The organism is Ralstonia sp. VS2407 (assembly GCF_052950655.1).
Window position 1 is genome coordinate 163,631 of record NZ_JBRFVG010000004.1, and the last position, 22,988, is coordinate 186,618.

21 protein-coding genes are annotated in these 22,988 nt (G+C 64.6%); 12 read left to right on the forward strand and 9 right to left on the reverse strand.

The features are described 5' to 3' along the window. The first annotated feature begins 138 nt into the window (after positions 1–138). The gene (locus tag ACU8YE_RS08665) at positions 139–1,617 is read left to right on the forward strand and encodes an NCS1 family nucleobase:cation symporter-1 (RefSeq protein WP_322017315.1); all 1,479 of its coding nucleotides are present in this window, start codon (positions 139–141) and stop codon (positions 1,615–1,617) included. 65 nt (positions 1,618–1,682) lie between these two features. After that, a complete protein-coding gene (gene upp / locus ACU8YE_RS08670; RefSeq protein ID WP_232040591.1) occupies positions 1,683–2,333 on the forward strand; it encodes a uracil phosphoribosyltransferase in 651 nt (216 codons plus the stop codon). Positions 2,334–2,402: 69 nt separating this feature from the next. Here upp and ACU8YE_RS08675 read toward each other — a convergent pair whose 3' ends face one another. Next, on the reverse strand, positions 2,403–3,965 hold the full coding sequence (locus tag ACU8YE_RS08675) for a helicase HerA-like C-terminal domain-containing protein (RefSeq protein ID WP_322017317.1): 1,563 nt from the start codon (positions 3,963–3,965) through the stop codon (positions 2,403–2,405). A 173-nt stretch (positions 3,966–4,138) separates the two neighbouring features. Between ACU8YE_RS08675 and ACU8YE_RS08680 the strand changes: the two genes are divergently transcribed. From ACU8YE_RS08680 to rng, 8 genes are all read left to right on the forward strand, one after another. Then, complete coding sequence (locus ACU8YE_RS08680) at positions 4,139–4,864, forward strand: YebC/PmpR family DNA-binding transcriptional regulator (protein WP_446928519.1); 726 nt, start codon at positions 4,139–4,141, stop codon at positions 4,862–4,864. Positions 4,865–4,948: 84 nt separating this feature from the next. Continuing rightward, complete coding sequence (gene purD / locus ACU8YE_RS08685) at positions 4,949–6,217, forward strand: phosphoribosylamine--glycine ligase (protein WP_316878949.1); 1,269 nt, start codon at positions 4,949–4,951, stop codon at positions 6,215–6,217. Positions 6,218–6,372: 155 nt separating this feature from the next. Then, positions 6,373–7,281, forward strand: a complete 909-nt coding sequence (hemF, locus tag ACU8YE_RS08690; protein ID WP_232040595.1) for an oxygen-dependent coproporphyrinogen oxidase — start codon at positions 6,373–6,375, stop codon at positions 7,279–7,281. Then, positions 7,278–7,988, forward strand: coding sequence for a nicotinate-nucleotide adenylyltransferase (locus tag ACU8YE_RS08695; RefSeq protein WP_322017319.1), 711 nt, complete (start codon positions 7,278–7,280; stop codon positions 7,986–7,988). Before hemF ends, ACU8YE_RS08695 begins: the two co-directional genes overlap by 4 nt. A 66-nt stretch (positions 7,989–8,054) precedes the next feature. Next, the gene (gene rsfS / locus ACU8YE_RS08700) at positions 8,055–8,672 is read left to right on the forward strand and encodes a ribosome silencing factor (RefSeq protein ID WP_322017320.1); all 618 of its coding nucleotides are present in this window, start codon (positions 8,055–8,057) and stop codon (positions 8,670–8,672) included. A gap of 21 nt (positions 8,673–8,693) precedes the next feature. Then, positions 8,694–9,164: a 23S rRNA (pseudouridine(1915)-N(3))-methyltransferase RlmH gene (gene rlmH, locus ACU8YE_RS08705; RefSeq protein ID WP_027680941.1), complete on the forward strand. Its 471-nt coding sequence runs from the start codon at positions 8,694–8,696 to the stop codon at positions 9,162–9,164. Beyond that, the gene (locus tag ACU8YE_RS08710) at positions 9,161–9,784 is read left to right on the forward strand and encodes a Maf family protein (protein ID WP_232040598.1); all 624 of its coding nucleotides are present in this window, start codon (positions 9,161–9,163) and stop codon (positions 9,782–9,784) included. Before rlmH ends, ACU8YE_RS08710 begins: the two co-directional genes overlap by 4 nt. Before the next feature lie 139 nt (positions 9,785–9,923). Next, entirely contained in the window at positions 9,924–11,393 is a 1,470-nt protein-coding gene (rng, locus tag ACU8YE_RS08715; protein WP_232040599.1) for a ribonuclease G, read from the forward strand. Between the two features lie 22 nt (positions 11,394–11,415). Here rng and ACU8YE_RS08720 read toward each other — a convergent pair whose 3' ends face one another. From ACU8YE_RS08720 to mdlC, 4 genes are all read right to left on the reverse strand, one after another. Beyond that, complete coding sequence (locus tag ACU8YE_RS08720; RefSeq protein ID WP_260801891.1) at positions 11,416–12,834, reverse strand: MFS transporter; 1,419 nt, start codon at positions 12,832–12,834, stop codon at positions 11,416–11,418. A 120-nt stretch (positions 12,835–12,954) separates the two neighbouring features. Continuing rightward, positions 12,955–13,890 carry a ketopantoate reductase family protein gene (locus tag ACU8YE_RS08725; RefSeq protein ID WP_446928520.1) on the reverse strand — a complete coding sequence of 312 codons (936 nt, stop codon included), beginning with the start codon at positions 13,888–13,890 and terminating at the stop codon, positions 12,955–12,957. A gap of 12 nt (positions 13,891–13,902) precedes the next feature. Then, positions 13,903–15,354, reverse strand: coding sequence for an aldehyde dehydrogenase (locus ACU8YE_RS08730; RefSeq protein ID WP_446928614.1), 1,452 nt, complete (start codon positions 15,352–15,354; stop codon positions 13,903–13,905). A gap of 32 nt (positions 15,355–15,386) precedes the next feature. Then, on the reverse strand, positions 15,387–16,976 hold the full coding sequence (mdlC, locus tag ACU8YE_RS08735) for a benzoylformate decarboxylase (RefSeq protein WP_440475676.1): 1,590 nt from the start codon (positions 16,974–16,976) through the stop codon (positions 15,387–15,389). Positions 16,977–17,068: 92 nt separating this feature from the next. Between mdlC and ACU8YE_RS08740 the strand changes: the two genes are divergently transcribed. Further along, positions 17,069–17,968 carry a LysR family transcriptional regulator gene (locus ACU8YE_RS08740; RefSeq protein ID WP_260801894.1) on the forward strand — a complete coding sequence of 300 codons (900 nt, stop codon included), beginning with the start codon at positions 17,069–17,071 and terminating at the stop codon, positions 17,966–17,968. Positions 17,969–17,980: 12 nt separating this feature from the next. On the opposite strand, the gene ACU8YE_RS08745 is transcribed toward ACU8YE_RS08740, so the two are convergent. Next, positions 17,981–18,577 carry a peroxidase-related enzyme gene (locus ACU8YE_RS08745; protein ID WP_316869908.1) on the reverse strand — a complete coding sequence of 199 codons (597 nt, stop codon included), beginning with the start codon at positions 18,575–18,577 and terminating at the stop codon, positions 17,981–17,983. Positions 18,578–18,628: 51 nt separating this feature from the next. Then, on the reverse strand, positions 18,629–20,353 hold the full coding sequence (msbA, locus tag ACU8YE_RS08750) for a lipid A export permease/ATP-binding protein MsbA (protein ID WP_232043030.1): 1,725 nt from the start codon (positions 20,351–20,353) through the stop codon (positions 18,629–18,631). A gap of 233 nt (positions 20,354–20,586) precedes the next feature. Between msbA and ACU8YE_RS08755 the strand changes: the two genes are divergently transcribed. Further along, on the forward strand, positions 20,587–21,369 hold the full coding sequence (locus ACU8YE_RS08755) for a glycosyltransferase family 25 protein (protein WP_446928521.1): 783 nt from the start codon (positions 20,587–20,589) through the stop codon (positions 21,367–21,369). 15 nt (positions 21,370–21,384) lie between these two features. On the opposite strand, the gene ACU8YE_RS08760 is transcribed toward ACU8YE_RS08755, so the two are convergent. Together ACU8YE_RS08760 and ACU8YE_RS08765 are read right to left on the reverse strand one after the other, a co-directional pair. Further along, positions 21,385–22,227, reverse strand: coding sequence for a glycosyltransferase (locus tag ACU8YE_RS08760; protein ID WP_440839399.1), 843 nt, complete (start codon positions 22,225–22,227; stop codon positions 21,385–21,387). Then, positions 22,214–22,987, reverse strand: a complete 774-nt coding sequence (locus ACU8YE_RS08765) for a glycosyltransferase family 2 protein (RefSeq protein ID WP_446928522.1) — start codon at positions 22,985–22,987, stop codon at positions 22,214–22,216. Before ACU8YE_RS08765 ends, ACU8YE_RS08760 begins: the two co-directional genes overlap by 14 nt. Position 22,988: the final 1 nt, after the last annotated feature.

Genomic DNA, 22,988 nt, shown 5'->3' on the forward strand with positions numbered 1-22,988 from the left:
TTGTATTGGAATTCAACAAAACGTTCCGGCGCGGGGTGCGCTGCGCGTGGCACAGGTTTCGCTTGGATACGCCCGGGGCCGCCGTACAATCGCGCCTGCATTCCGAAAATCTACAACGACAACGGATCCCACATCGACATGAGCCAAACCACCTCTTCCGCGTTCCCCGCGGGCCCCGCCGGGGCACCCGACCCGACCCTCTGGAACGAAGACCTCAACCCCACCCCGCAGGCTGCCCGCACCTGGACGGCGACCAACTACGCCGCGCTGTGGGTATCGATGGTGGTGTCGGTGCCAGCCTACATGCTGGCGTCGGGCCTGATGAGCGAGGGCATGAATTGGTGGCAGGCCGTGCTGACGGTGTTTCTCGGCAACCTCATCGTGCTCGTGCCGATGGTGCTGGTGGGCCACGCTGGCACCAAGTACGGCATCCCGTTCCCTGTGCTGGTGCGGGCATCGTTTGGCGTGCGCGGCGCGCAGTTGCCGGCCATCCTGCGGGCCATCGTCGCATGCGGCTGGTTCGGCATCCAGACGTGGCTTGGCAGCCAGGCGATCTACACGATCCTCAACGTCGTCACCGACAACATGCTGGTCGGCAGCAACATTCCGGGGCTGGGCATCAACCCCGGCCAGGGATTCTGCTTCCTGCTGTTCTGGGCGCTGCACATCTGGCTGATCACCAAGGGGCTCGAATCGATCAAGCGCTTCCAGGCGCTGGCCACGCCGCTGTTGATCCTGGCGGCGCTGGGCCTGGTCTGGTGGGCGTATATCAATGCGGGCGGCTTCGGGCCCATGCTGTCTGCGCCGTCGGCGTTTGCGGCGGGCGGCAAGCGCGCCGGCGAGTTCTGGGGCTTCTTCTGGCCGTCGCTCACGGCCATGGTCGGCTACTGGGCCACGCTGGCGCTGAACATTCCCGACTTCACCCGCTTCGCACGCAGCCAGCGTGATCAGCTGGTCGGCCAGGCAATCGGCCTGCCGCTGCCGATGGGGCTGCTGGCACTGGTGGCCGTGCTGGTCACGTCGTCCACGGTGGTCATCTACGGCCAGGCCATCTGGGATCCGGTCACGCTGGCCGGCAAGATGACGGGCCCGTCGGTCATCGTGGCCCTGCTGGCGCTGATCACCGCCACGCTGATGACGAACATCGCAGCCAACGTGGTCTCGCCGGCGTATGACTTCTCGAACCTGGCACCGCACCGCATCTCGTTCCGCATCGGCGGCTACATCACGGCGGGCATCGGCCTGGCGATGATGCCGTGGAAGATCCTGGAAACGACCAAGGGCTACATCTTCACGTGGCTGGTCGGTTACGGCGCGCTGCTGGGCCCGGTGGCCGGCATCATGATGGTCGATTACTTCCTGGTGCGCCGCACCGTGCTCAAGACGGGCGAACTGTTCCGCGTGGACGGCCCGTACGGTTACGGCAACGGCTGGAACGGCCGCGCCATCGCCGCGCTCGTCATCGGCGTGCTGCCCAATCTGCCGGGCTTCTTCAAGCAGGCCGGGTTCGTCGCCAACGTGCCGGGCGTGTTCGAAGCGCTGTACACGTATGCATGGTTCGTGGGCCTGGCGATTTCGGCCGTGGTGTATGTGATCCTGATGCGCGGCCGCCGTTGAGCGCCTCCACAATCGGCGCGGGGCGCGCCGGTACAATGCGCCCCATCTGAGAATCCCTTGCCGCCATGAAACAAGATCCGCGCTTTCCGAACCTGTTCATCCTCAATCACCCGCTGATCCAGCACAAGCTCACGCACATGCGCGACAAGGACACGTCGACGCGCACGTTCCGCGAGCTCCTGCGCGAGATCACGCTGCTGATGGGCTACGAGATCACGCGCAACCTGCCGCTGACCAGCCGCCACATCGACACGCCGATGGGCCCGATGGAAGCGCCCGTCATCGCCGGGCGCAAGCTGGCCGTGGTGCCGGTGCTGCGCGCGGGCGTCGGCATGAGCGACGGGCTGGTCGAACTGATTCCGTCGGCGCGCATCGGCCACATTGGCGTGTACCGTGATGAGCAACACCGTCCGGTGGAATACCTCGTGCGGCTGCCGGACCTGGAAGACCGCACCTTCATCCTGTGCGATCCGATGGTCGCCACCGGCTACTCGGCCGTCCACGCTGTCGACGTGATGAAGAAGCGCGGCGTGCCCGACGAGAACATCCTGTTCCTCGCGCTGGTGGCGGCGCCCGAAGGTGTGGAGGTGTTCCAGAAGGCGCATCCGAACGTGAAGCTGTTCGTGGCCTCGCTGGATTCCCACCTGGATGACAACGCCTACATCATCCCCGGCCTGGGTGACGCGGGCGACCGCCTCTTCGGCACGAAAAACTGATCGCGCATTCCCAGTGCAAACAAAAACAGCCGGCAATGCCGGCTGTTGTCTTTGGTGCGTCGAATGCGCTCAGCGCTTCTTCGATCCGCCCAGAATGCTGCCCAGCACGCCGCGCACGATTTCGCGCCCGACAGTGGAGCCGATGGTGCGCATCGTCGACTTGGCCAACGTTTCGACAATCGAATCGCCACGGCCGCTGCGGCCCGTACCCTTGGTCAGGATCGAGCCGACATCGCCAAGCCAGCCGCCACTTTCCTGCTGGGCGGGCGCAGGCGCCGGTGCGGGTGCCGAGCCCGTCGATGCGCCGAAATCCGTGCCGATGGAACCCGGTGCCGGTGCGGACGCCGCCCCGCCTTTCGCCACGCGCCCGCTCAGGATTTCGTACGCCGATTCGCGGTCGATTGCCGCCTCATAGCGGCCGGCCACCAGCGAATTGGCCATCAGCTCGCGGCGCTCTTCGTCCGAGATCGGCCCGATGCGCGATGCAGGCGGCACGACAAACGCGCGCTGCGTGATCTCCGGGCGGCCGCCCTCGTCCAGCATGGAGATCAGCGCCTCGCCCACGGCCAATTCGCCGATGGCCTCTTCGATGCTGAACTCGGGGTTCGCGCGCATCGTGGTGGCCGCCGCCTTCACGGCTTTCTGATCGCGCGGCGTGAAGGCCCGCAGCGCATGCTGCACGCGGTTGCCGAGCTGGCCGAGCACCGTGTCGGGCACGTCGGCGGGGTTTTGCGTCACGAAGTACACGCCCACGCCCTTGGAGCGGATCAACCGCACCACCTGCTCCACCTTCTGCAGCAGCGACGGCGGCGCGTCATTGAACAGCAGATGTGCTTCGTCGAAAAAGAAGGCGAGCTTGGGCTTGTCCACGTCGCCCACCTCGGGCAGATGCTCGAACAACTCGGAGAGCATCCACAGCAGGAACGTCGCGTACAACTTGGGCGCGTTGAGCAGCTTGTCGGCCGCCAGGATGTTGATCACGCCCTGGCCGCGTACGGTCTGCATCAGGTCATTGATATCGAGCATCGGCTCGCCGAAGAACTGGTCGGCCCCCTGCTCTTCCAGCGCGATCAGGTTGCGCTGGATGGCCCCGATGCTGGCCGACGAGATATTCCCGTACTTGTTTGTGTAGTCCGAAGAATGCTCGCCAACGTGCTGAAGCATCGCGCGCAGGTCTTTCATGTCGAGCAGCGCAAGACCCGAGTCGTCCGCAATCTTGAAGACGAGGTTCAGCACGCCGGTCTGGATGTCGTTCAGCTCCAGCATGCGCGAGAGCATCAGCGGGCCCATGTCGGACACGGTGGCGCGCACAGGGTGGCCACGCTCGCCGTACACATCCCACAACGTGACGGGGCAGCTGGCCCATTGCGGCTCTTCCAGACCGCGTTCCTGCAGGCGGGCCTTGAGCTTGTCGTTCGGTTGACCGACTTGCGAAATGCCGGTCAGATCACCTTTTACGTCGGCCAGGAAAACCGGTACGCCGATCTTCGACAGGCCCTGGGCGATCGTTTGCAGGGTGACGGTCTTGCCGGTGCCGGTAGCGCCGGTGATCAAGCCATGCCGGTTGGCGAGCTGGGGCAGCAGCACCAACTCCGCTTTGGCGTTCTTGGCAATCAGGATGGGATCGGTCATGGCGTTTGGACGAGGATCAATCTGGGGGGATGACACACCAGCAAGTCGACCGGATGGACGGGGCGGCGGGCGTGTGCAGCATGCTAAAATCCGCGACCGATTATAGAGCGTGCAGGTGGCGTCAAACCGCCATCTGGGCGCCAGATTCCACTGCATTCCGCTCGGAGAGTTTCATGGCCGGTCATTCCAAATGGGCCAATATCAAGCATAAGAAAGCCGCTGCCGACGCCAAGCGCGGCAAAGTTTGGACGCGCCTGATCAAGGAAATCACCGTGGCGGCCCGTCTGGGCGGCGGCGATGCCGACTCCAACCCGCGCCTGCGCCTGGCCATGGACAAGGCCACCGACGCGAACATGCCCAAGGACAACATCAACCGCGCCATCCAGCGCGGTGTGGGTGGTCTGGAAGGCGCGAACTACGAAGAAATCCGCTACGAAGGCTACGGTATCAACGGCGCAGCCGTGATCGTCGACTGCCTCACCGACAACCGCACGCGCACCGTGGCCGAAGTCCGCCACGGGTTCGACAAGTACGGCGGCAACATGGGCACATCGGGCTCCGTCGCGTTCCTGTTCGACCACATCGGTCAGTTCATCTACGCGCCGGGCACGCCGGAAGACAAGCTGATGGACGCCGCGCTCGAAGCCGGCGCCGACGATGTCGTCACCCATGAAGACGGCTCGCTCGAAGTCATCTGCCCGCCCAACGATTTCACCAAGGTCAAGACCGCGCTGGAAGCCGCAGGCTTCAAGGCGGAACTGGCCGAAGTCATCATGAAGCCGCAGACCGAAGTCGAGTTCACCGGCGAAGACGCGGTCAAGATGCAGAAGCTGCTCGACGTCCTGGAAAACCTGGACGACGTGCAGGAAGTCTTCACCAACGCGGTCTTCGGGGAGTAAGCCCCGGGACACGCGCATAACGGCGATCGACCTCACGATCGCCGTTTTTGTTTTCCAGATTTCGAATTTTTGAGTAGGTACAGCATGAAAGTGATGGTGGTCGGTTCGGGCGGTCGAGAGCACGCCCTGGCATGGAAGCTGGCACGCTCGCCCAAGGTGCAGGTGGTATACGTGGCCCCCGGCAACGGCGGTACGGCGCTCGACAAGCGCCTGCAGAACCTCCCGATCACGGATCCGGAAGTGCTGGCAGCCTTTGCCGAGCGCGAAGGCATCCACTTCACGGTGGTCGGGCCAGAAGCGCCGCTGGCCGCCGGCATCGTCGACCTGTTCCGCGCCAAGGGCCTGCGCATCTTCGGCCCGACCAAGGCCGCCGCGCAGCTCGAATCGTCGAAGGATTTCGCCAAGGCGTTCATGCACCGCCACGGTATTCCGACCGCCAAGTACCAGACCTTTAGCGATGCTGCGCAGGCACACGCGTACATTGACCAGGAAGGCGCCCCGATCGTCATCAAGGCCGATGGCCTGGCCGCCGGCAAGGGTGTGGTCGTGGCAATGACGGCCGAAGAAGCGCACAACGCCATCGACATGATGCTGGCCGACAACCGTCTGGGTGACGCCGGTGCGCGCGTGGTGATCGAAGAATTCCTCGCCGGCGAAGAAGCCAGCTTCATCGTGGTGTGCGACGGCAAGAACGTCGTGGCACTGGCCACCAGCCAGGACCACAAGCGCCTGCTCGACGGTGACGCCGGCCCCAACACGGGCGGCATGGGTGCCTACTCGCCCGCGCCGGTGGTTACGCCCACACTGCACGCCCGCGCCCTGCGCGAGATCATCCTGCCGACCATCCGCGGCATGGAGAAGGATGGCATTCCGTACACCGGTTTCCTGTATGCCGGCCTGATGATCGACGCAGAAGGCAACCCCAAGACGCTCGAATTCAACTGCCGCATGGGCGATCCGGAAACGCAGCCCATCATGGCGCGCATGAAGACCGACCTGTACGACGTGCTGGACCGCGCCATCGACGGCAAGCTCGACGGCATGGAGCTGGACTGGGACCGCCGCACCGCACTGGGCGTGGTCATGGCCGCACACAACTACCCGGACACGCCGCGCAAGGGCGACGTCATCACCGGCATCCCGAAGGAAACCGAAGACAGCGTCACCTTCCACGCCGGCACCACACTCAAGGACGGCGTGTTGACGACCAACGGCGGCCGCGTACTGTGCGTCGTTGGCCTGGCCGATACCGTCAAGGCGGCCCAGCGTGCGGCGTACAACGCCATCGAGCAGATCCACTTTGACGGCGCACAGTACCGGACCGATATCGGCCATCGCGCCATCCGCCATTGAGCGATAGCCAGCCGCGCTGATGCCCCACCATGGGGCAGGCGCGGCATCCGTCACCCCGGGTGATCCCCGACTTGCCCCGGCTGCGCGCCCGCTACAATGGTGACAACCGTATGACTCGGCCTGACTCGCCCCTTCGAGCGGCCCCTTCTGATCGCATGGATACCCAAGTCGTCCGCGCCTACCTGCTGGACCTGCAGGACCGCATCACCACTGCCGCCAGCGCCCTGGACGGCGGCACGTTCGTCACCGACGCATGGGAGAAGCCGCCCACCGAGCGCCTGCGCGGCAGCGGTCGCACCCGCATTCTGGAAGGCGGCGCGCTCCTTGAGCGCGGCGGCGTCGGTTTTTCGCACGTGATGGGTGACACCCTGCCCCCCTCGGCGACCGCCAACCGGCCAGAATTGGCGGGGCGAGGTTTTGAGGCGATGGGGGTGTCGCTGGTCTTCCACCCGCGCAACCCGTACGTGCCGACGGTGCATATGAATGTGCGCTGCTTCGTCGCCGTGCGCCCCGACGCCGAGCCCGTCTGGTGGTTCGGCGGCGGCATGGATCTCACGCCTTACTACGGTTTCACCGAAGACGCGTCGCATTTCCACCGCACCTGCCAGGGCGCCCTGGCCCCCTACGGCGATGAGCTGTACCCGCGCTTCAAGCAATGGTGCGACGATTATTTCTATCTGAAGCACCGCAAGGAAGCGCGCGGCGTCGGCGGCATCTTCTTCGACGACTTTGCGGAGCTGGGCTTCGAGCGCAGCTTCGAGATGATGCGCTCGGTCGGCGACGCCTTTCTGCCCGCCTGGCTGCCTATCGCCGAACAACGCCACGCCACACCCTACGGTGAGCGCGAACGCGCCTTTCAAGCCTACCGCCGTGGCCGCTATGTCGAGTTCAATCTGGTCTTTGACCGTGGCACGCTGTTCGGCCTGCAAAGCGGCGGCCGCGCAGAATCGATTCTGATGTCGATGCCGCCGGTCGCCAACTGGCGCTACGACTGGCAGCCGGAACCGGGTTCGCCGGAGGCCGCGCTGTACACCGATTTCCTGCCGGCGCGCGACTGGGTATGACGCTTCCCACATTCGTGCGCCCCGATCTCGATCGCCCCTATCGACTTGGCTTGCTGGGCGGCACGTTCGACCCGCCGCACGTTGGCCACATCGCCCTGGCCGAACTGTGCATCACCCGCCTCGACCTGGATGAGCTGCTGTGGATTCCCACCGGCGTGTCCTGGCAGAAAGCCTCCGACATCACGCCCGCACCGCTGCGCTTTGCCATGACCGAACTGGCCGCCAAAGCGGTGCAGGGTGGCCGCGCCCGTGTCCATGTGAGCAGCATGGAAGTTGACCGCCATGGCCCCAGCTACACCATCGATACCGTGCGCGAGTTGCGCGGCGTCTACGGCCCGGACACCTCCATGGCGTGGCTCATGGGTGCCGACCAGCTCGTCGGCCTGGACACCTGGCACGGCTGGCAGGACCTGTTCGAATACGTCCACTTGTGTGTCGCCACACGCCCCGGTTTCGACCTTCAGGCGCTGCATGCGCCAGTGCAGCGCGAACTCGATGTGCGCCGGGGCGACACGGCATTGATACAATGCGCACCCGCCGGCCATATGTGGATCGACCAGACCCTGGCCGTCGACCTGTCATCCACACGCCTGCGCCAGCAGCTTGCCAGCGGCGCGCGCTGCGACGCCGACCTGCCCGCCGGCGTGGCCGACCTGATCCAATCGCATTCGCTGTACCGCCGTGCCAATGGCACGGTCAGTGCCTGACCGCGTGATTCACCACGCGCATTTTCGACCTTTTTTCTCGCCCTTTAAACGTTCTTCTCACTCAGTATGGATATTCGCAAACTACAACGCGTGATCGTCGACGCGCTCGAAGACGTCAAGGCGCAAGACATCAAGGTCTTCAATACGACCCACCTGACCGAACTGTTCGACCGCACGGTCATCGCCAGCGGCACATCTAACCGCCAGACTAAGGCCCTCGCCGCATCGGTGCGTGACGCCGTCAAGGAAGCCGGCGGCCACGTCATCGCCGTGGAAGGCGAAGACGTGGGCGAATGGGTGCTCGTCGACTGCGGCGACGCCGTGGTCCACATCATGCAGCCGCAACTGCGCCAGTACTACAACCTCGAAGAGATCTGGGGCGACAAGCCGGTGCGCATCGAGCTCGGCGGCACCGGCAAGCGCGGTCTGCCCAAGGCCAGCGAAGGTTACGACGACGAGGAAGACGAGCCTGAAGAGGTCACGCCAGCCAAACGCCGCACCACCAAGCCGAAGCTGGCAGGTGAGCGCCCGACCAAGGCCGCAGCACCGGCCAAGAAGGCTCCCGCCAAGACAGCCGCCAAGAAGCCGGCAACCAAGCGCGCAACCGGTACCGGCAAGACCACCGCAAAAACGGCGACCAAGACGGCAGCCAAGCGCGCTCCGGCCAAAAAGCGCGCAGCGTAACGTCGAGCACGCAGTCTCGCCATGCAGTTGCTGATCGTTGCCGTCGGGCACAAGATGCCGTCCTGGATCGAGGACGGCTTCTCTGAATATGCCAAGCGCATGCCGCCCGAGCTGCGCATCGAACTGCGTGAGATCAAGCCCGAGCAGCGCTCGGGCAGCCGCACCGCCGCCACCGTCATGCAACTTGAAGCCGCTCGCATTGAAGCCGCGCTGCCCAAGGGCTGCCGCATGATCGCGCTGGATGAGCGCGGCAAAGACCTCACCACCGTCGCACTGGCAGAATCCCTCACCGGATGGCAACAGGAAGGCGGCGACATCGCCTTCGTGATCGGCGGCGCGGATGGGCTGGACCCGGCGCTCAAGGCAAAAGCCCGTACGCTGATCCGCCTGTCGAGCCTGACGCTGCCGCATGGCATGGTGCGCGTGCTGCTGGCCGAGCAGCTCTATCGCGCGTGGAGCATCACGCAGAACCATCCGTACCACCGCGTATGACCATGGATGCACCCGGCGCGCCACACCTCTATCTCGCCTCGCAAAGCCCGCGCCGGCAGGAACTGCTGCGCCAGATCGGCGCGCGATTCGAGCTCCTGCTGGCCGCCGACGACGAAGATGCCGAAGCGCTGGAAGCTGTGCTTCCCGGCGAGACGCCAGATGACTACGTCCAACGTGTCTGCGCGTTGAAGGCACAAGCTGCGGTGCGCCGCCGCATCGCCCGCACCCTCCCTGCCCTGCCGATCCTCACATCCGACACCACGGTATGCCTGGGCGGTGAGATCCTCGGCAAGCCGACCGACGCCGCCGATGCCCACCGCATGCTGCGCGCCATGTCTGGCCGCGAGCACCGAGTGCTGACCGCCGTGACGGTCGTCACCGCCAGCGGCACGCCGATGCACGCGCTGTCCATTTCCGACGTGCGCTTTGCCGTGATGACGGACAACGACATCGCCCGCTACATCGCCAGCGGCGAGCCCTTTGGCAAGGCCGGCGCGTACGGCATCCAGGGTCGCGCAGCCGCCTTTGTGGCCCATATTTCGGGAAGCTATTCGGGTATCATGGGCCTACCCTTGTTCGAGACAGCAGCGCTGCTCGCACAGGCGGGCATCACGCTGTGAACCACGCTGTAACTCGCGCTCTCTGACCGGCCATTGATGCACGCGCCGGACAGCGTGCGAGGGCCGGTTTCAAGACACGCTTCGGGCAACGCTGTCCGGCCCAGAGGCGGGTGCTGAAACCCGCTCTCCAGGTATCCCCATGTCCGAAGACATCCTCGTCAATATCACGCCGCAAGAAACGCGCGTGGCCATCGTCCAGCAAGCCGCTGTTCAAGAGCTTCACATCGAGCGCACGCTGACGCGCGGCCTGGTCGGCAACATTTACCTCGGCAAGGTGGTGCGCGTGCTGCCCGGCATGCAGTCGGCCTTTATCGATATCGGGCTGGAGCGCGCCGCGTTTTTGCATGTGGCCGACATCTGGCACCCGCGTGATGCCAAAGACGCGCCGCCTACACCGCAGGTCGCCATCGAAAAAACGCTCTTCGAAGGCCAGGCGCTGATGGTGCAGGTCATCAAAGACCCGATCGGCACCAAAGGGGCGCGGCTGTCCACGCAGGTCAGCATTGCCGGCCGCACGCTGGTGTATCTGCCGCAAGACCCGCACATCGGTATCTCGCAAAAAATCGGCAACGAGGCCGAACGTGAAGCGCTGCGTTCGCGCGTGACCGCCATGGTCCCAACCGATGAGCGCGGCGGCTTTATCGTGCGCACCATCGCCGAAGAGTCGACCGACGAAGAGCTTGCCAACGACGTTGCGTACTTGCGCAAGATCTGGGCGACCATCCGCCACAACGCGACGACCCTGCCCGCCCCGTCGATCCTGTATCAGGACCTGAACCTCGCCCAGCGCGTGCTGCGCGATTTCGTGACAGACGAAACGCGCAGCATTCAGGTCGATTCGCGCGAGAACCATCAGAAGCTCGTCGAGTTTGCGCAGGAGTACACGCCGGCCGTGGTCGAGCGCCTGACGCATTACACCGGCGAACGGCCGATCTTCGACCTGTACAACATCGAAGCGGAAGTGGAGCGTGCGCTGTCGCGCCGGGTCGACCTGAAATCGGGCGGTTACCTGATGATCGACCAGACCGAGGCGATGACGACCATCGACGTCAACACCGGCGGTTACGTGGGCGCGCGCAACTTCGACGACACGATCTTCAAGACCAACCTGGAAGCAGCCCACACCATTGCGCGTCAGCTGCGGCTGCGCAATCTGGGCGGCATCATCATCATCGACTTCATCGACATGGAGTCGGCCGAGCATCGCGATGCGGTGCTGGCAGAACTGCGCAAGGCGCTGTCGCGCGACCGCACGCGCATCACGGTCAACAGCTTCTCGCAACTGGGCCTGGTGGAGATGACGCGCAAACGCACGCGCGAATCGCTCGCGCATGTGCTGTGCGAGCAGTGCCCGGTATGCCAGGGCAAGGGCCAGGTGAAGACGCCGCGCACCGTGTGCTACGACATCCTGCGCGAGATCATGCGCGAGTCGCGGCAGTTCAATCCGCGCGAATTCCGCATCCTCGCGTCGCAGTCGGTAATCGATTTGTTCCTGGAAGAAGAAAGCCAGCACCTTGCGATGCTGGGGGATTTCATCGGCAAGCCGATTTCGCTGCAGGTGGAATCGTCGGCGGCCAGCCAGGAGCAGTACGACATCATCCTGATGTAGTGCTGCCCACAGGCGCCGGCAGTTACGGTTTGACCGGGCTGCCGTGCGAAACCGGCGCGGCTGCCAATGATGCTCGCGCACGCTCGGTCAGACGTGGAATTTGCTCGCGCATGGCGAGCAGCGCGGCCAACACCACCAACATCACGATCCCGAGCATGGCCAGATAGGCCGCCGACCCGCCGGCGGTGATGACCATCGCCCCGGCAAACGCGCTGAGAATCGCGCCCAGCCGACCGAACGCCACCGCCGACGCCGTGCCCGTTGCGCGCACCGCCGTCGGATAAACATAGGCACAGAGCGCATACATCGTCGATTGCACGGCGTTGACGAACAGCCCGTGCAGCCCAAGCCCGACGATCAGCAGGTTCGTGTTTAGCTTGGCGTCGACACCCTGCAACGCAAAGGCGCTCGCGGCCGCGCCCACGCAACACAGCGCCATTGGCCAACGCGAACCCCACCGTGCGATAGTCACCGCGCAGACCAACGCGCCGATCACCCCGCCAAGGTTGTACGCCGTGAGCCCCGAGCCCGCCACGCTCACGCTCAAGCCTTCTGAAGCAAGCATCGTCGGCAACCAGCTGAACGCTGCGTACACGGCGAGCAGACACATGAAGAAGGCCGCCCAAAGCGCCACCGTATCGCGCGCCTGCCCCGGGGCAAAAAGCGAGCGGAAGCTCGCGTGCTGAATGACCTTCTGACCCGCCACATCCGCAAACGCGGTATTGGCGGGCACATCGCGCCCCATCTTCGACAGCAGATGCGCCAGTTGTGGCCAATGCGATTGGCGACGCGCCAGGAAGCGCGGCGATTCTGGCAGCGCGGCCACCAACACAAAACCAAGCACGAGCGGCAGCGCACCGCCAATCCAGAACAGGCCGCGCCAGCCATAGAGCGGCAGCACGTGGCCCGCAAACAGACCTGCCACCATCCCGCCCAGCGGCACGCACACGATGGTGGCCGTCACCGCCAGCGTGCGGCGACGCGCAGGCGTGAACTCCGCCGTCATCGTCGTGGAGCTTGGCAGCGCGCCACCAATACCCAGACCGGCGATAAATCGCAGCGCGGCAATTGTCGCCACATTCGGTGCAAAACCGATCGAGCACGTCGCCACGCCAAACACGAATACGCTGCCGATCAACGCCCAGCGTCGCCCGAAGCGATCGGCAAACAGGCCCGCCAGCGCGCTGCCGAGCCCCATGCCAATCAGGCCCGCAGCCACCGCCGGTGCAAACGCGTTGCGCGTGATGCCCCACTCCTTGATGAGCACGGGGATGGCAAAGCCGATCAACTGGCCGTCAAAACCATCCATGACGATTGCAAAGGCTGCCAGCAGCACCGCCATCTTCTGCGCGAAGGAAAACGGTCCATCATCGAGGACCGTACCGATATCGAGCGTGGTCTGGTTCTGGCTCATGCCGGCCTCCGCGGGGGCGTAGAGCATGCGAACGCGCAACGCGATACCACCACTGCGCTCAACAATTTGGAACTGCACTTCATGGGGTTGTCTCCGTTGAGGTGGCGTCTGCGCGCCATCGAATGAATCCCTAGGTACCTCGTCCTGCTAGGGCGCCCGCTGGTGCACGGCGCTCGCCTGCACCAACCGCACCAACTGCATCAACGTCTCGGTGTGCGGCACGGGCACGCCATGCCGGCGTGCCGTCGCCACCACGGCGCCGTTGATGGATTCGATCTCGGTCTGGCGCCCGGCAAGCACGTCCTGCAGCATCGACGGCTTGTGCCCGCGATGCGCGACGATGGCGTGCCGCACGTTGTCGTTCACCTTCGCGGCGTCAACCGTAATGCCGCTCGCGCGTGCCACGGCCAGCACTTCGTCCACGATGGTCAGCGCCAGCATTGGGCCGTCTTCCACCGCGCCCAGCGCGTCGACGGGCTGATTCAGCACCGTGCACAGCGGGTTCAGCGCGGCGTTGAAGGCGACTTTCTCCCATACAGCGCCCCATACGTTCGCATCGGACTGACAGTTCAGGCCGGCGGCGCTGAGCGTATCGACCACGCGTGCCAGCATCGGACGCGGCGTGCCGTCTGCGGTCATCAGCCGGATCACGCCCGCGCCGTGGGAGCGCACGTGGCCTGGCCCAGCAAGATCCGCTGGCCACGTCGTCACGCCAACGAAGATGCGCTCCTGTGGCACGACCGACGCCAGCGCCTCCACATTGCCGAGCCCATTCTGCAGCGTCAGGACATGCGTTGATGCGCCGATGAGATGACGCACGCTCGCCAATGCCGCCCGTGTGTGCATCGCTTTGGTGAAGACGATCAGCACATCGGGTACCTCTGTCGCATCGCCCGGACGCAGCGCCTGCAGGTTCCGCACGTGACGATCGCCGCGATCGGTTTCCAGCCGCAAACCGTGCGCAGCAATGGCGTGCAAATGCGCGTCGTTGATGTCGAGCAGCGTGACGTGCTTGTCGGCTTCGGCCAGCAGCCCGCCAAACAGCGAGCCCATTGCGCCCGCGCCGAGGATTGCGATCTTCATCGGCATCGTGGCTCAGAACGGGTAATGGCGCGGCGTGGTCTGCACCGTCATCCAGCGCAGTTCGGTGAACTCCGCCACACCGGCGCGGCCGCCAAAGCGCCCGAAGCCGCTCGCCTTGACGCCGCCGAACGGCATTTGCGCCTCGTCGTGCACGGTCGGGCCGTTGATGTGGCAGATGCCGGATTCGATGCGGCGCGCAACGTTCATCGCCCGCGCCACATCGCGGCTGAACACGGCGGACGACAAGCCATACGCGCTGTCATTCGCGCAGGCGATGGCGGCATCGTCACCGCTCACGCGCACGATGCCCTTGACCGGACCGAATGATTCTTCCGCGTAGATCAGCATGTCGGACGTGACGTGGTCGAGCAGCGTGGCGGGCATCAGTGTGCTGTCTGCCTTGCCGCCGCACAGCAGCTTCGCGCCCTTGGCGAGCGCGTCGTCGATGAGGTGATTGCAGCGTTCGACCGTGCTCATGTCGACCACCGAGCCCAGCACCGCCGGCCCCTTGCGTGGATCGCCCAGCGGCAGCGCTGCAGCCTTGGCAGCCAGCTTCGCGACAAACGTATCGGCGATGGATTCGTCGACGATGATGCGCTCGGTGGACATGCAGATCTGGCCAGAATTGGCGAATGCGCCAAACGCCGCACCATCGACAGCGGCGTCGATATTGGCATCTGCCAGCACGAGCAGCGGCGCCTTGCCGCCCAACTCCAGCACAGCAGGCTTCAGATACGTCGCGCACATCTGCGCGATGAGGCGACCCACGCGCGTGGAGCCCGTAAAGTTGACGCGCCGCACGGCCGGGTGGGCAATCATCGCCTCCACCACGGCCCCCGCGTCGGCCGGCGCATTCGTCACAAAATTGACGACGCCGCGTGGCAAGCCCGCCTCCTGCAAGGCTTCGATGATGAGCCCGTGCGTGGCGGGCGAAACTTCCGAGCCCTTGAGCACGACGGTGTTACCGCACGCCAGCGGCAACGCAATTGCACGCACCGCGAGGATGACCGGTGCATTCCACGGCGCGATGCCCAGCACAACGCCTGCCGGTTGGCGCACGCCCATGGCGAGGCTGCCTGGCACATCGGACGGAATGATCTCGCCCGCAATCTGCGTGACCATGGCGGCAGCTTCCTGCAAACCGCTCGCAGCGAGATGCACGTTGAAGCCGGCCCACAGCGCGGAGGCGCCGGTCTCCGCGGCCATCGCCGCAGCAAAAGCATCGCCCTTGGCTTCGAGCGCTTGCGCAGCACGCATCAGCAACGCGCGGCGCTCCGTCGGTCCTATGGCTGCCCAGACGGGGAAGGCTGCAGCGGCGGCGTCGACAGCGCGACGGGCATCGTCCACGGTGGCGGCTGGCGCTCTCGTGGCCACGGTGCCGTCAAGCGGATTCCGCCGCTCGAACACCGCACCACTGGCGGCGTGCACGCGTTCGCCGTTGATGAGCATCGAGATGGTCAGCACCGCATCCGGCGCGGCAATGTTCGTATTCGTCATCAAGCGATCTCCACTTCAATCAAGGTTGGTCCGGCGGATTGCAGCCCTGTACGCAGTACGGATTCCAGCGCACGCGGGTCGCCCACGCGCTGGCCAGTGCAACCCATCGCGCGGGCCAGGCCTACGAAATCGATGCCGTGCAGATCCGTGCCCTGCACCGCGTCGGTTGGCGCAAAGCCGAATACCGGGGCGAAATCCTGCAGGGCGGCATAGCGGCGGTTGTTCAGGATCACGAACGTCATGGGCAACTTGAGCAGCGCCGCGCTCCACAACGCCTGGATCGAATACATGCTCGAACCATCGCCAATCAAGCCGATGACACGCTTACCAGGGGTGGCCAGAGCAACTCCCACGGCGGCGGGCATGCCGTAGCCCAAGCCGCCGCTGTCCATCGTGTAGAAGGCGCCGGAGCGGCGCATCGGCAGATAGGCCTGCATGGTCGCCCGGGCACTCGGGGCTTCTTCGACAACGATATCTGTGGGTCCGCGTACAGCGTCGAGCGTCTGTAGAACAAAGGCCGCCGACATGGGCGACGCCGGCTCGGCGCGCGGCGATTCGACGCGTGGCGCGGGCAGCGGCCGTGCCGGTGGCGCGGGGCGGGCGAGCAGATCCAGCACACCCAGGCGGATGTTGCCAACGGCGGAAATGCCCTCCGGCGTCCACGCAGCGGTCGCTGGATCGTCGATCAACTGCACGAGCTTCGCCCCGACCGGCACATGCGGCCCATGGCCTTCCACGTGATACGTAAACGCCGGGGCGCCGAGCGCGAACACCACGTCATGTCCCTGCAGGAGGCTGACGATCTTTTCACGCATGGCGGGAAGAAAACCGGCGAAAAGGCGGTGGTCTTCCGGAAACGCCCCGCGCCCTGCCATCGGCGCGGTGAACACGCGCGCGTTGTGGGTCTCGGCGAGTTGCACGACCGCATCCCACGCGCCAGCGCGATCGACCGCGGCCCCAACCACGAACGCCGGCCGCTGCGCCGCGTCGAGCAGGTCGCCGATGCGCGCCAGCATGACCGGATCGGGCCGCACCGCTGTCGCCACTTCGTGCACGGCAACATGCGCGGCAGGCTGGTCCCAGTCATCCACGGGAATCGACACCAGCACGGGGCCGCGCGGCTCCTGCATCGCAATGTGATATGCGCGGGCCAGCGCCAGCGGCACATCTTGCGCACGCGCGGGCTCAGCGCTCCACTTCACATACGGCTTGGGCAGTTCCGTCGCCTGGTTGGAAGCCAGGAACGGATCAAATGGCAGGATGGACCGCGCCTGCTGCCCAGCGGTAATCACAAGCGGCGTACGGTTCTTGAAGGCCGTGAAGATATTGCCCATGGCATTGCCGACACCGGCCGCCGAATGCAGGTTCACCAGCGCGGCATTGCCCGTTGCCTGCGCAAAGCCGTCCGCCATGCCGACCACCACGGCTTCCTGCAAGCCCAGGATGTAGCGGAAATCCTCCGGAAAATCGCGAAACATCGGCAGCTCGGTCGAGCCAGGATTGCCGAACACGTAGGTCATGCCGAGTCGGCGCAGCAAGTCGATCGTGACGTCGCGCACGGTGGTCAGCGCGAGCGAAGTGCGGGTCATACAGGCAGTCTCCTTGAAACAGGCTGCCAGTATGGAATCCGTAGCGATTAACGCGATATTGAATTATTTCGGAAAAGTCATTACCTTCCAGCATGACTTTCGATCTGCGCCAGTTGCGCGCCTTCACCACCATCGTTTCCACGGGCAGCCTCGGGCGTGCGGCAGAGGTGCTGCACGTCACGCAACCTGCGCTCAGCCGCATCGTCAAGCGGTTAGAAGACGAAGTGGGCGCCCCGCTGTTCGAGCGGCATTCCAAGGGAATGCAACTCACGGCCATCGGGCAGGCGCTCCTGCCGCACGCGTCGCTGCTCCAGCACGAGGCCAATTACGCACAGGAAGAGATCAACGCGATGCGCGGCCTTGCCAAGGGCACCATCCGCGTGGGTGCGGTGGGCAGCATCGCAAGCTATGTCTTGCCGCTGGCCGTCGGCACGGTGGTAGCCCGCTGGCCGAACCTGCGCGTAGAGATCTTGGAAGGCGTATGGGACCGGCTGGCCGAAGGGTTGGTCAAGCACGAGATCGACCTCGCGCTTTCCATGGCGATGGCGGACACCGATGAAATCATCGCCATCGCGGATTGCCGCTGGGAGGATGCGAGTTTCGTGGTCGCGTCGCCGGAGCATTCGCTACGCCATCGCCCAGGCCTGACATTGGCCGATACGCTGGATGCATTCTGGGCCGTTCCGCCGCGCGGCACCGGCCCGTACGAGCACATGCGTCAGGTGTTCGAAGCCGCCGGTCTTGGGCTTCCGAATATCGTGGTGGAAACGCGCTCGGTGACGGCACTCAAGAGCCTGGTGGCGCGCTCCGGCTTCCTGAGCTGGATGGCCGAACCGATGATCGATGCCGAGCGCCGCGCCGGCGTGATCGAGCCGTTGCCGATTCCCGGCCTGGTGGCACGCCGCACGCTCACCGCGTTCCGCCGCCGGCACGGCATTCTGCCGAGCCCGGCCGTCAAGCTGCTCGAAGCGTTGCGCGAGCTGACGGCGTAGGCGGCCTGCGCCCTACTTCTTCTCGCGCGGCACGCGGCCAAGCAGGAAGAATTCGTCATTGGGCCGCATCGAAATCACATTCGCCATGCGATTCGACAGGCCAAAGAAGGCGGTGATGCCGGTGATATCCCAAATGTCCTCATCATCGAAGCCGTGCGCGCGCAGTGCTTCATAATCGGCGTCATTGACGGTGTGCGATTCGGTGCAGACCTTCATCGCAAAGTCGAGCATGGCGCGCTGGCGGGGCGTGATATCGGCCTTGCGGTAATTGACGGCGATCTGGTCGGCCACCAGTGGCTTCTTCTCGTAGATGCGCAGGATGGCGCCGTGTGCGACCACGCAATACAGGCACTGGTTGGCGGCGGACGTGGCGACCACGATCATCTCGCGCTCGCCCTTGGTGAGGCTGCTGCCTTCGCGCAGCATCAGGGCATCGTGGTATGCAAAGAAGGCGCGGCACTCGTCGGGCCGATGCGACAGCGCCAGGAAGACGTTCGGCACAAAGCCGCTCTTCTCCTGCACCTCCAGGATGCGCGCGCGGATATCTTCGGGAATGTCTGCCAGTTCAGGAACGGGGAACCGGCTGATGGGCGGCGTTGTGGTCGTCACGATGTCTCCTTTGTTGTGAGCATCCTGAGCACGCCGCCCGAAAGGCAAGGCTTACTGGGTGGCGAACTGGATGCGATGCAGTCCAGCATACAACCCATCGCGCTCGATGAGTTCGCGGTGCGTGCCGGCTTCAGCAATCTTGCCGTGCTCCAGCACGATGATGCGGTCGGCGTTTTCGATGGTCGACAGACGGTGCGCGATCACGAGGGTCGTGCGACCTTCCATGAGCCGTTCGAGCGCGGCCTGCACCTGGCGTTCGGACTCCGAATCCAGTGCGGACGTCGCTTCGTCCAGGATCAGGATCGGCGCGTCTTTGTAGATCGCGCGTGCAATCGCCAAGCGCTGGCGCTGGCCACCAGACAGCTTCGAACCGTTGTCGCCGACATTGGTATCGATACCCTCGGGCAGGTTGTCGACCACATCGGTCAGGTAGGCTGCTTCCAGCGCACGGCGCACGCGGGCCATGTCGATCTCGGAGGCGTCTCGCGCGCCATAGGCCACGTTGGCGGCAATGGTGTCGTTGAACAGCACCACATCCTGGCTCACGAAGGCAATCTGGCGGCGCAGGTCGTGCAGCGCCAGATCCGCTAGCGCTTCGCCGTCGAGCGAGATCGTGCCCGAGGTGGGATCAAAGAAGCGCGGCAGCAGGTTCACCAGCGTGGTCTTGCCACTGCCCGACGGCCCGACCAGCGCAACGACCTCGCCCGGCTTGACATGCAGGTTGACGTTGTCAAGCGCTGCCCGGCCGTCTTCGCCATAGCGGAACGTGACGTTGTCAAAGCGGACGTCGCCACGGGCGCGATCAATCTTCTTGCCACCTTCTTGCGGTTCGATCGGTGTGTCGATCAAGCCGAAGATGAACTCGGCGGCGGTCAGGCCGCGCTGCAGCGGCTGATTCACGTCGGTCAAGTGCTTGAGCGGCGAGATCAACAGCAGCATCGCCATCACGAAGCCGGTAAAGCCGCCGACCGTGGTCTGGTTGGCCTGTGCCTGCATCATGGCAATGGCCAGGATGATCGACAGCGCCAGCGCCGCCAGAAACTGCGTCACCGGCTGGTTCAGGCCACCGGCCACGGCCACGCGCATGGCGTAACCACGCAGACGATTCGTCATGGCATTGAAGCGCAGCGATTCATACGCCTCGCCGCCATGCAGCTTGACGACCTTGTAGCCGCCCACGGCTTCCTCCACCACATAGGCGGCCTGGTTGGTCAGGTTCTGGCTCTCGCGGTTGAGCGAGCGCAGCCGGCGGTTGATACGCGACATCAGCAGCCCGATGATCGGCAAGATCACCGCCACCACCAGCGTCAGGCGCCAATTGGTATAGAAGAGGAAGATCAGCAGCGCCAGCACGGTCATCGAATCGCGCACCAGCGTGATGAACACGCCGGTGAGCACCTGCAGCACCTGGTTCACTTCAAAGATGACCGCGTTGATGATCGACGCCGCCGTATTGCGCTGATAGTACGAAGCGGGCGCCTGCAGCAGGCGCTCGAACATCTTCATCCGCAGATTCAGCAGCACCTTGTTCGACACCAGGCTCAACAGATACGTCGACGCAAACTGCGCGATGCCGCGCACCACGGCAATGCCCACCAGCATGGCCGGCACCTGCCACAGCCTGCCGGCGTATTCACCGCCGAAGCCCTGATCCAGCAAATCCTTTACGACCTTCGGGATGATCCCCTCAGTGGCCGCCACCACGCCCATGGCGACCATTGCCAGGATGAAGGCGGTCAATTCGGGGCGCAGGTAGCCCCATAACCGCTTGAGCATCGGCTTGGCGGGCGCTGGGTGATCAGACTTTGCTTGTATACTCACGGCGTTTTCAAATGAGGGTGGGCAGCTTGCGTCGCATGGCGGTCAGCGCCGCCGACATAAAGTGCGTTGCAGCAGCTGTCATCCGACAGACGGGCGACCCGGCATTTTAGCGGCAATCGACCACCCGGCCCATCCTGCTGCGCAATCCCAGGTCCAGACTGGCCTACGCATCATCTGACGCTTCTGCAATGAGTTCGCGCGTTCCCACGTTTTTCATCAATCTTGAGCACGACGCCGGACGCCGCGAGGCGCTGGAACGCCAGCTTGACGCGCTGGGCCTGCCGCACAGCCGTTTCCCAGCTGTGTACGGCAAGGCGCTCCCCGCCGACGAATTTGCGCGCCACTACGATCATGCGCGCGCGACGAGTCAAAGCCGCGAATTGACTGTCGGCGAAGTCGGCTGCGCGCTGAGCCACCTAGGTGTCTACCGGGCAATGATCGAGCAGAACCTGCCCTACGCGCTCATCCTGGAAGACGATGCAAAGCTCGGGCCGGATGTGCCAGCCGTGCTCGACGCGCTCGCACAGAGCGTGTCGCCCGACGAACCGGTCGTCACATTGCTCACGCACATCGACCGTTACTACAAACGCAGCGCCCGGCCGCTGACAGCTGACCACCGCACGGTCAAACTTGCCAACTACCAGTGGCTCGCGCATGGCTATTTCATCACGCGCGCGGCGGCCAAGCGCATGGTTGAGCAGCTCTATCCCGTGTGGCTGGCCGCAGACTATTGGTACAAGTTCGAGCGCGAAGGCATCGTGCAGATACGCGCGGTCGTGCCTTATGTGATTGGCGTGCAGCACTTCGATAGCGGCTCCAACCTGGAAGCCGATCGCGCTATCAAAAGCCGCGAAGCCGACAACCGTCTTGGCGTCGGCCATCACCTGCGCCAGATCTTCGTGCGCAAGTTCCTCTATCAGATTTTCGTGCGGCCGTTCCTCGGCATCGTTAAGCAGAAGAAGACTTGGTGAGCAGATGGCGCCCGCTCAGGCGCGCTGCCCTCGCAGTTCTGCAAGCCCAGCGTCTGCGCGGATGATGTCGGTATTGCGCCGAGCCATCATGCGTTGATAGTTGGGGCTTTCCTGCTCGCGCGATTGCTCGCGATGCCACAGGTGGAAGACCTCAGTCGCGCAGAAGCCGCGCTTGCGCCGCACACCTGCGTTGTACAGGCGGACCGCCAGATCGGCGTCTTCATGGCCCCACCCGACGAAGCTCTGATCGAAGCCGTTCACGCGCTCGAAATCGCTGCGCCACACGCCAAGGTTGCAGCTCTTGATGCCGCGCAGGCTGGTGTCCTTGAATGTACGCGGCACCGGCAAACCTGGCACCAGTAGCGGCAGGAACTTGTTGATGCGGCGCGCGCGCCAGGCGGCAAACCAATACGCGCGGTCCTTCAAGTGGATATCGATCTGCTGGGCGACGACCTCACGCGTCATCGCTTCATTCAGGAGGATGCGGCTGCCGGACAGCAGGCGCCCCCGCTCCGCCAACGCGCGATGCCGCGCCACGAAATCCGGACGCGGCACGCAATCGCCATCGAGAAAAACGAGGTAGTCGGCGTCTGTCGCCAGCACGCCGCGGTTGCGGATTTCGCCTGCGCGAAAGCCGTCGTCGGGATGCCAGACATGGCGTAGTGGATACGGCGCAGTCTTGACAGCGGCTTCGACCGCCACGCGTGTGTCATCGCGCGAACCGTCGTCAGCGACGACGACGTCGAATGCGTGGTCGGTCTGTGCGCCACAGCCGGCCAGTACGCGAGCCAGCGCATCTGGGCGGTTATACGTCGTAACGATGAGGGCGATGCGACGCGGCGGCTCAGCGCTTGCCATGACGATGCAGCATCATCAGCTTGATGTAGCGGTAGTACGTGCCCTCGGCGTTCGACACGGCGAGCATGAAGCCCTCCGCACCATCGAGGAAACCACGCTGGATGATGTACGTACGGATGAACGCCCACAGCCCGTGACCAATCGCACTGCCCAGCGACGCGCGCTTGCCCTTGGCATAGGCTGCGGCCGCACCGGCGGTCGAATAATCGTTCGCCTTGTCGAGCGCAGCCTTCAGGTCTGGAATCGAGTAGTGAATGATCGGCGCGCGGAAGTCGCCCACCGTACCCTCGAAGACCAGGTGCGAGTGCACCGGCGCATCGAAGAACGTCACCCGCTCGCGCTTGAAAAAGCGGCGGATGCGGTCCGGCCACCAGCCCGAATGCTTCATGAAGCGACCGCAGAAACTGGAGCTGCGCGGCATCGAATAAACAGTGTGCGAGCTGCCCGATTCCAGGACGGCGATCATCTCGGCACGCAACTCGGGGCTGATGCGCTCGTCGGCGTCCAGCGAGAGCACCCAGTCGGTACGCGCCTCGCGCAAGGCACGGTTGGACTGCTCGCCGTAGCCGGGCCAGTCGGTCTCGAACACGCGCGCACCTAGCTGGCGGCAGATATCTTGCGTGCCGTCTGTGCTACCCGAGTCGAAGACGATGACATCGTCCGCCCAGTCGCGCACCGAACGGATGCAGTCGCCGATATCAGCGGCTTCGTTCTTGGCGACGATGATGACGGCGAGCGTGGCTCGATTGGATGCGGACATG

Excerpts from the sequence above, each read along its gene's own strand:
- ACU8YE_RS08760 (WP_440839399.1), bottom strand. The coding sequence starts at position 22,227 with ATGGCAAGCGCTGAGCCGCCGCGTCGCATCGCCCTCATCGTTACGACG.
- purD (WP_316878949.1), top strand. The coding sequence starts at position 4,949 with ATGAAAGTGATGGTGGTCGGTTCGGGCGGTCGAGAGCACGCCCTGGCA.
- ACU8YE_RS08680 (WP_446928519.1), top strand. The coding sequence starts at position 4,139 with ATGGCCGGTCATTCCAAATGGGCCAATATCAAGCATAAGAAAGCCGCT.
- rsfS (WP_322017320.1), top strand. The coding sequence starts at position 8,055 with ATGGATATTCGCAAACTACAACGCGTGATCGTCGACGCGCTCGAAGAC.
- ACU8YE_RS08755 (WP_446928521.1), top strand. The coding sequence starts at position 20,587 with ATGAGTTCGCGCGTTCCCACGTTTTTCATCAATCTTGAGCACGACGCC.
- ACU8YE_RS08720 (WP_260801891.1), bottom strand. The coding sequence starts at position 12,834 with ATGCTCTACGCCCCCGCGGAGGCCGGCATGAGCCAGAACCAGACCACG.
- mdlC (WP_440475676.1), bottom strand. The coding sequence starts at position 16,976 with ATGACCCGCACTTCGCTCGCGCTGACCACCGTGCGCGACGTCACGATC.
- rng (WP_232040599.1), top strand. The coding sequence starts at position 9,924 with ATGTCCGAAGACATCCTCGTCAATATCACGCCGCAAGAAACGCGCGTG.
- ACU8YE_RS08665 (WP_322017315.1), top strand. The coding sequence starts at position 139 with ATGAGCCAAACCACCTCTTCCGCGTTCCCCGCGGGCCCCGCCGGGGCA.
- ACU8YE_RS08740 (WP_260801894.1), top strand. The coding sequence starts at position 17,069 with ATGACTTTCGATCTGCGCCAGTTGCGCGCCTTCACCACCATCGTTTCC.
- msbA (WP_232043030.1), bottom strand. The coding sequence starts at position 20,353 with ATGCTCAAGCGGTTATGGGGCTACCTGCGCCCCGAATTGACCGCCTTC.
- hemF (WP_232040595.1), top strand. The coding sequence starts at position 6,373 with ATGGATACCCAAGTCGTCCGCGCCTACCTGCTGGACCTGCAGGACCGC.
- ACU8YE_RS08695 (WP_322017319.1), top strand. The coding sequence starts at position 7,278 with ATGACGCTTCCCACATTCGTGCGCCCCGATCTCGATCGCCCCTATCGA.
- ACU8YE_RS08675 (WP_322017317.1), bottom strand. The coding sequence starts at position 3,965 with ATGACCGATCCCATCCTGATTGCCAAGAACGCCAAAGCGGAGTTGGTG.
- ACU8YE_RS08710 (WP_232040598.1), top strand. The coding sequence starts at position 9,161 with ATGACCATGGATGCACCCGGCGCGCCACACCTCTATCTCGCCTCGCAA.
- ACU8YE_RS08765 (WP_446928522.1), bottom strand. The coding sequence starts at position 22,987 with ATGTCCGCATCCAATCGAGCCACGCTCGCCGTCATCATCGTCGCCAAG.
- upp (WP_232040591.1), top strand. The coding sequence starts at position 1,683 with ATGAAACAAGATCCGCGCTTTCCGAACCTGTTCATCCTCAATCACCCG.
- ACU8YE_RS08725 (WP_446928520.1), bottom strand. The coding sequence starts at position 13,890 with ATGAAGATCGCAATCCTCGGCGCGGGCGCAATGGGCTCGCTGTTTGGC.
- rlmH (WP_027680941.1), top strand. The coding sequence starts at position 8,694 with ATGCAGTTGCTGATCGTTGCCGTCGGGCACAAGATGCCGTCCTGGATC.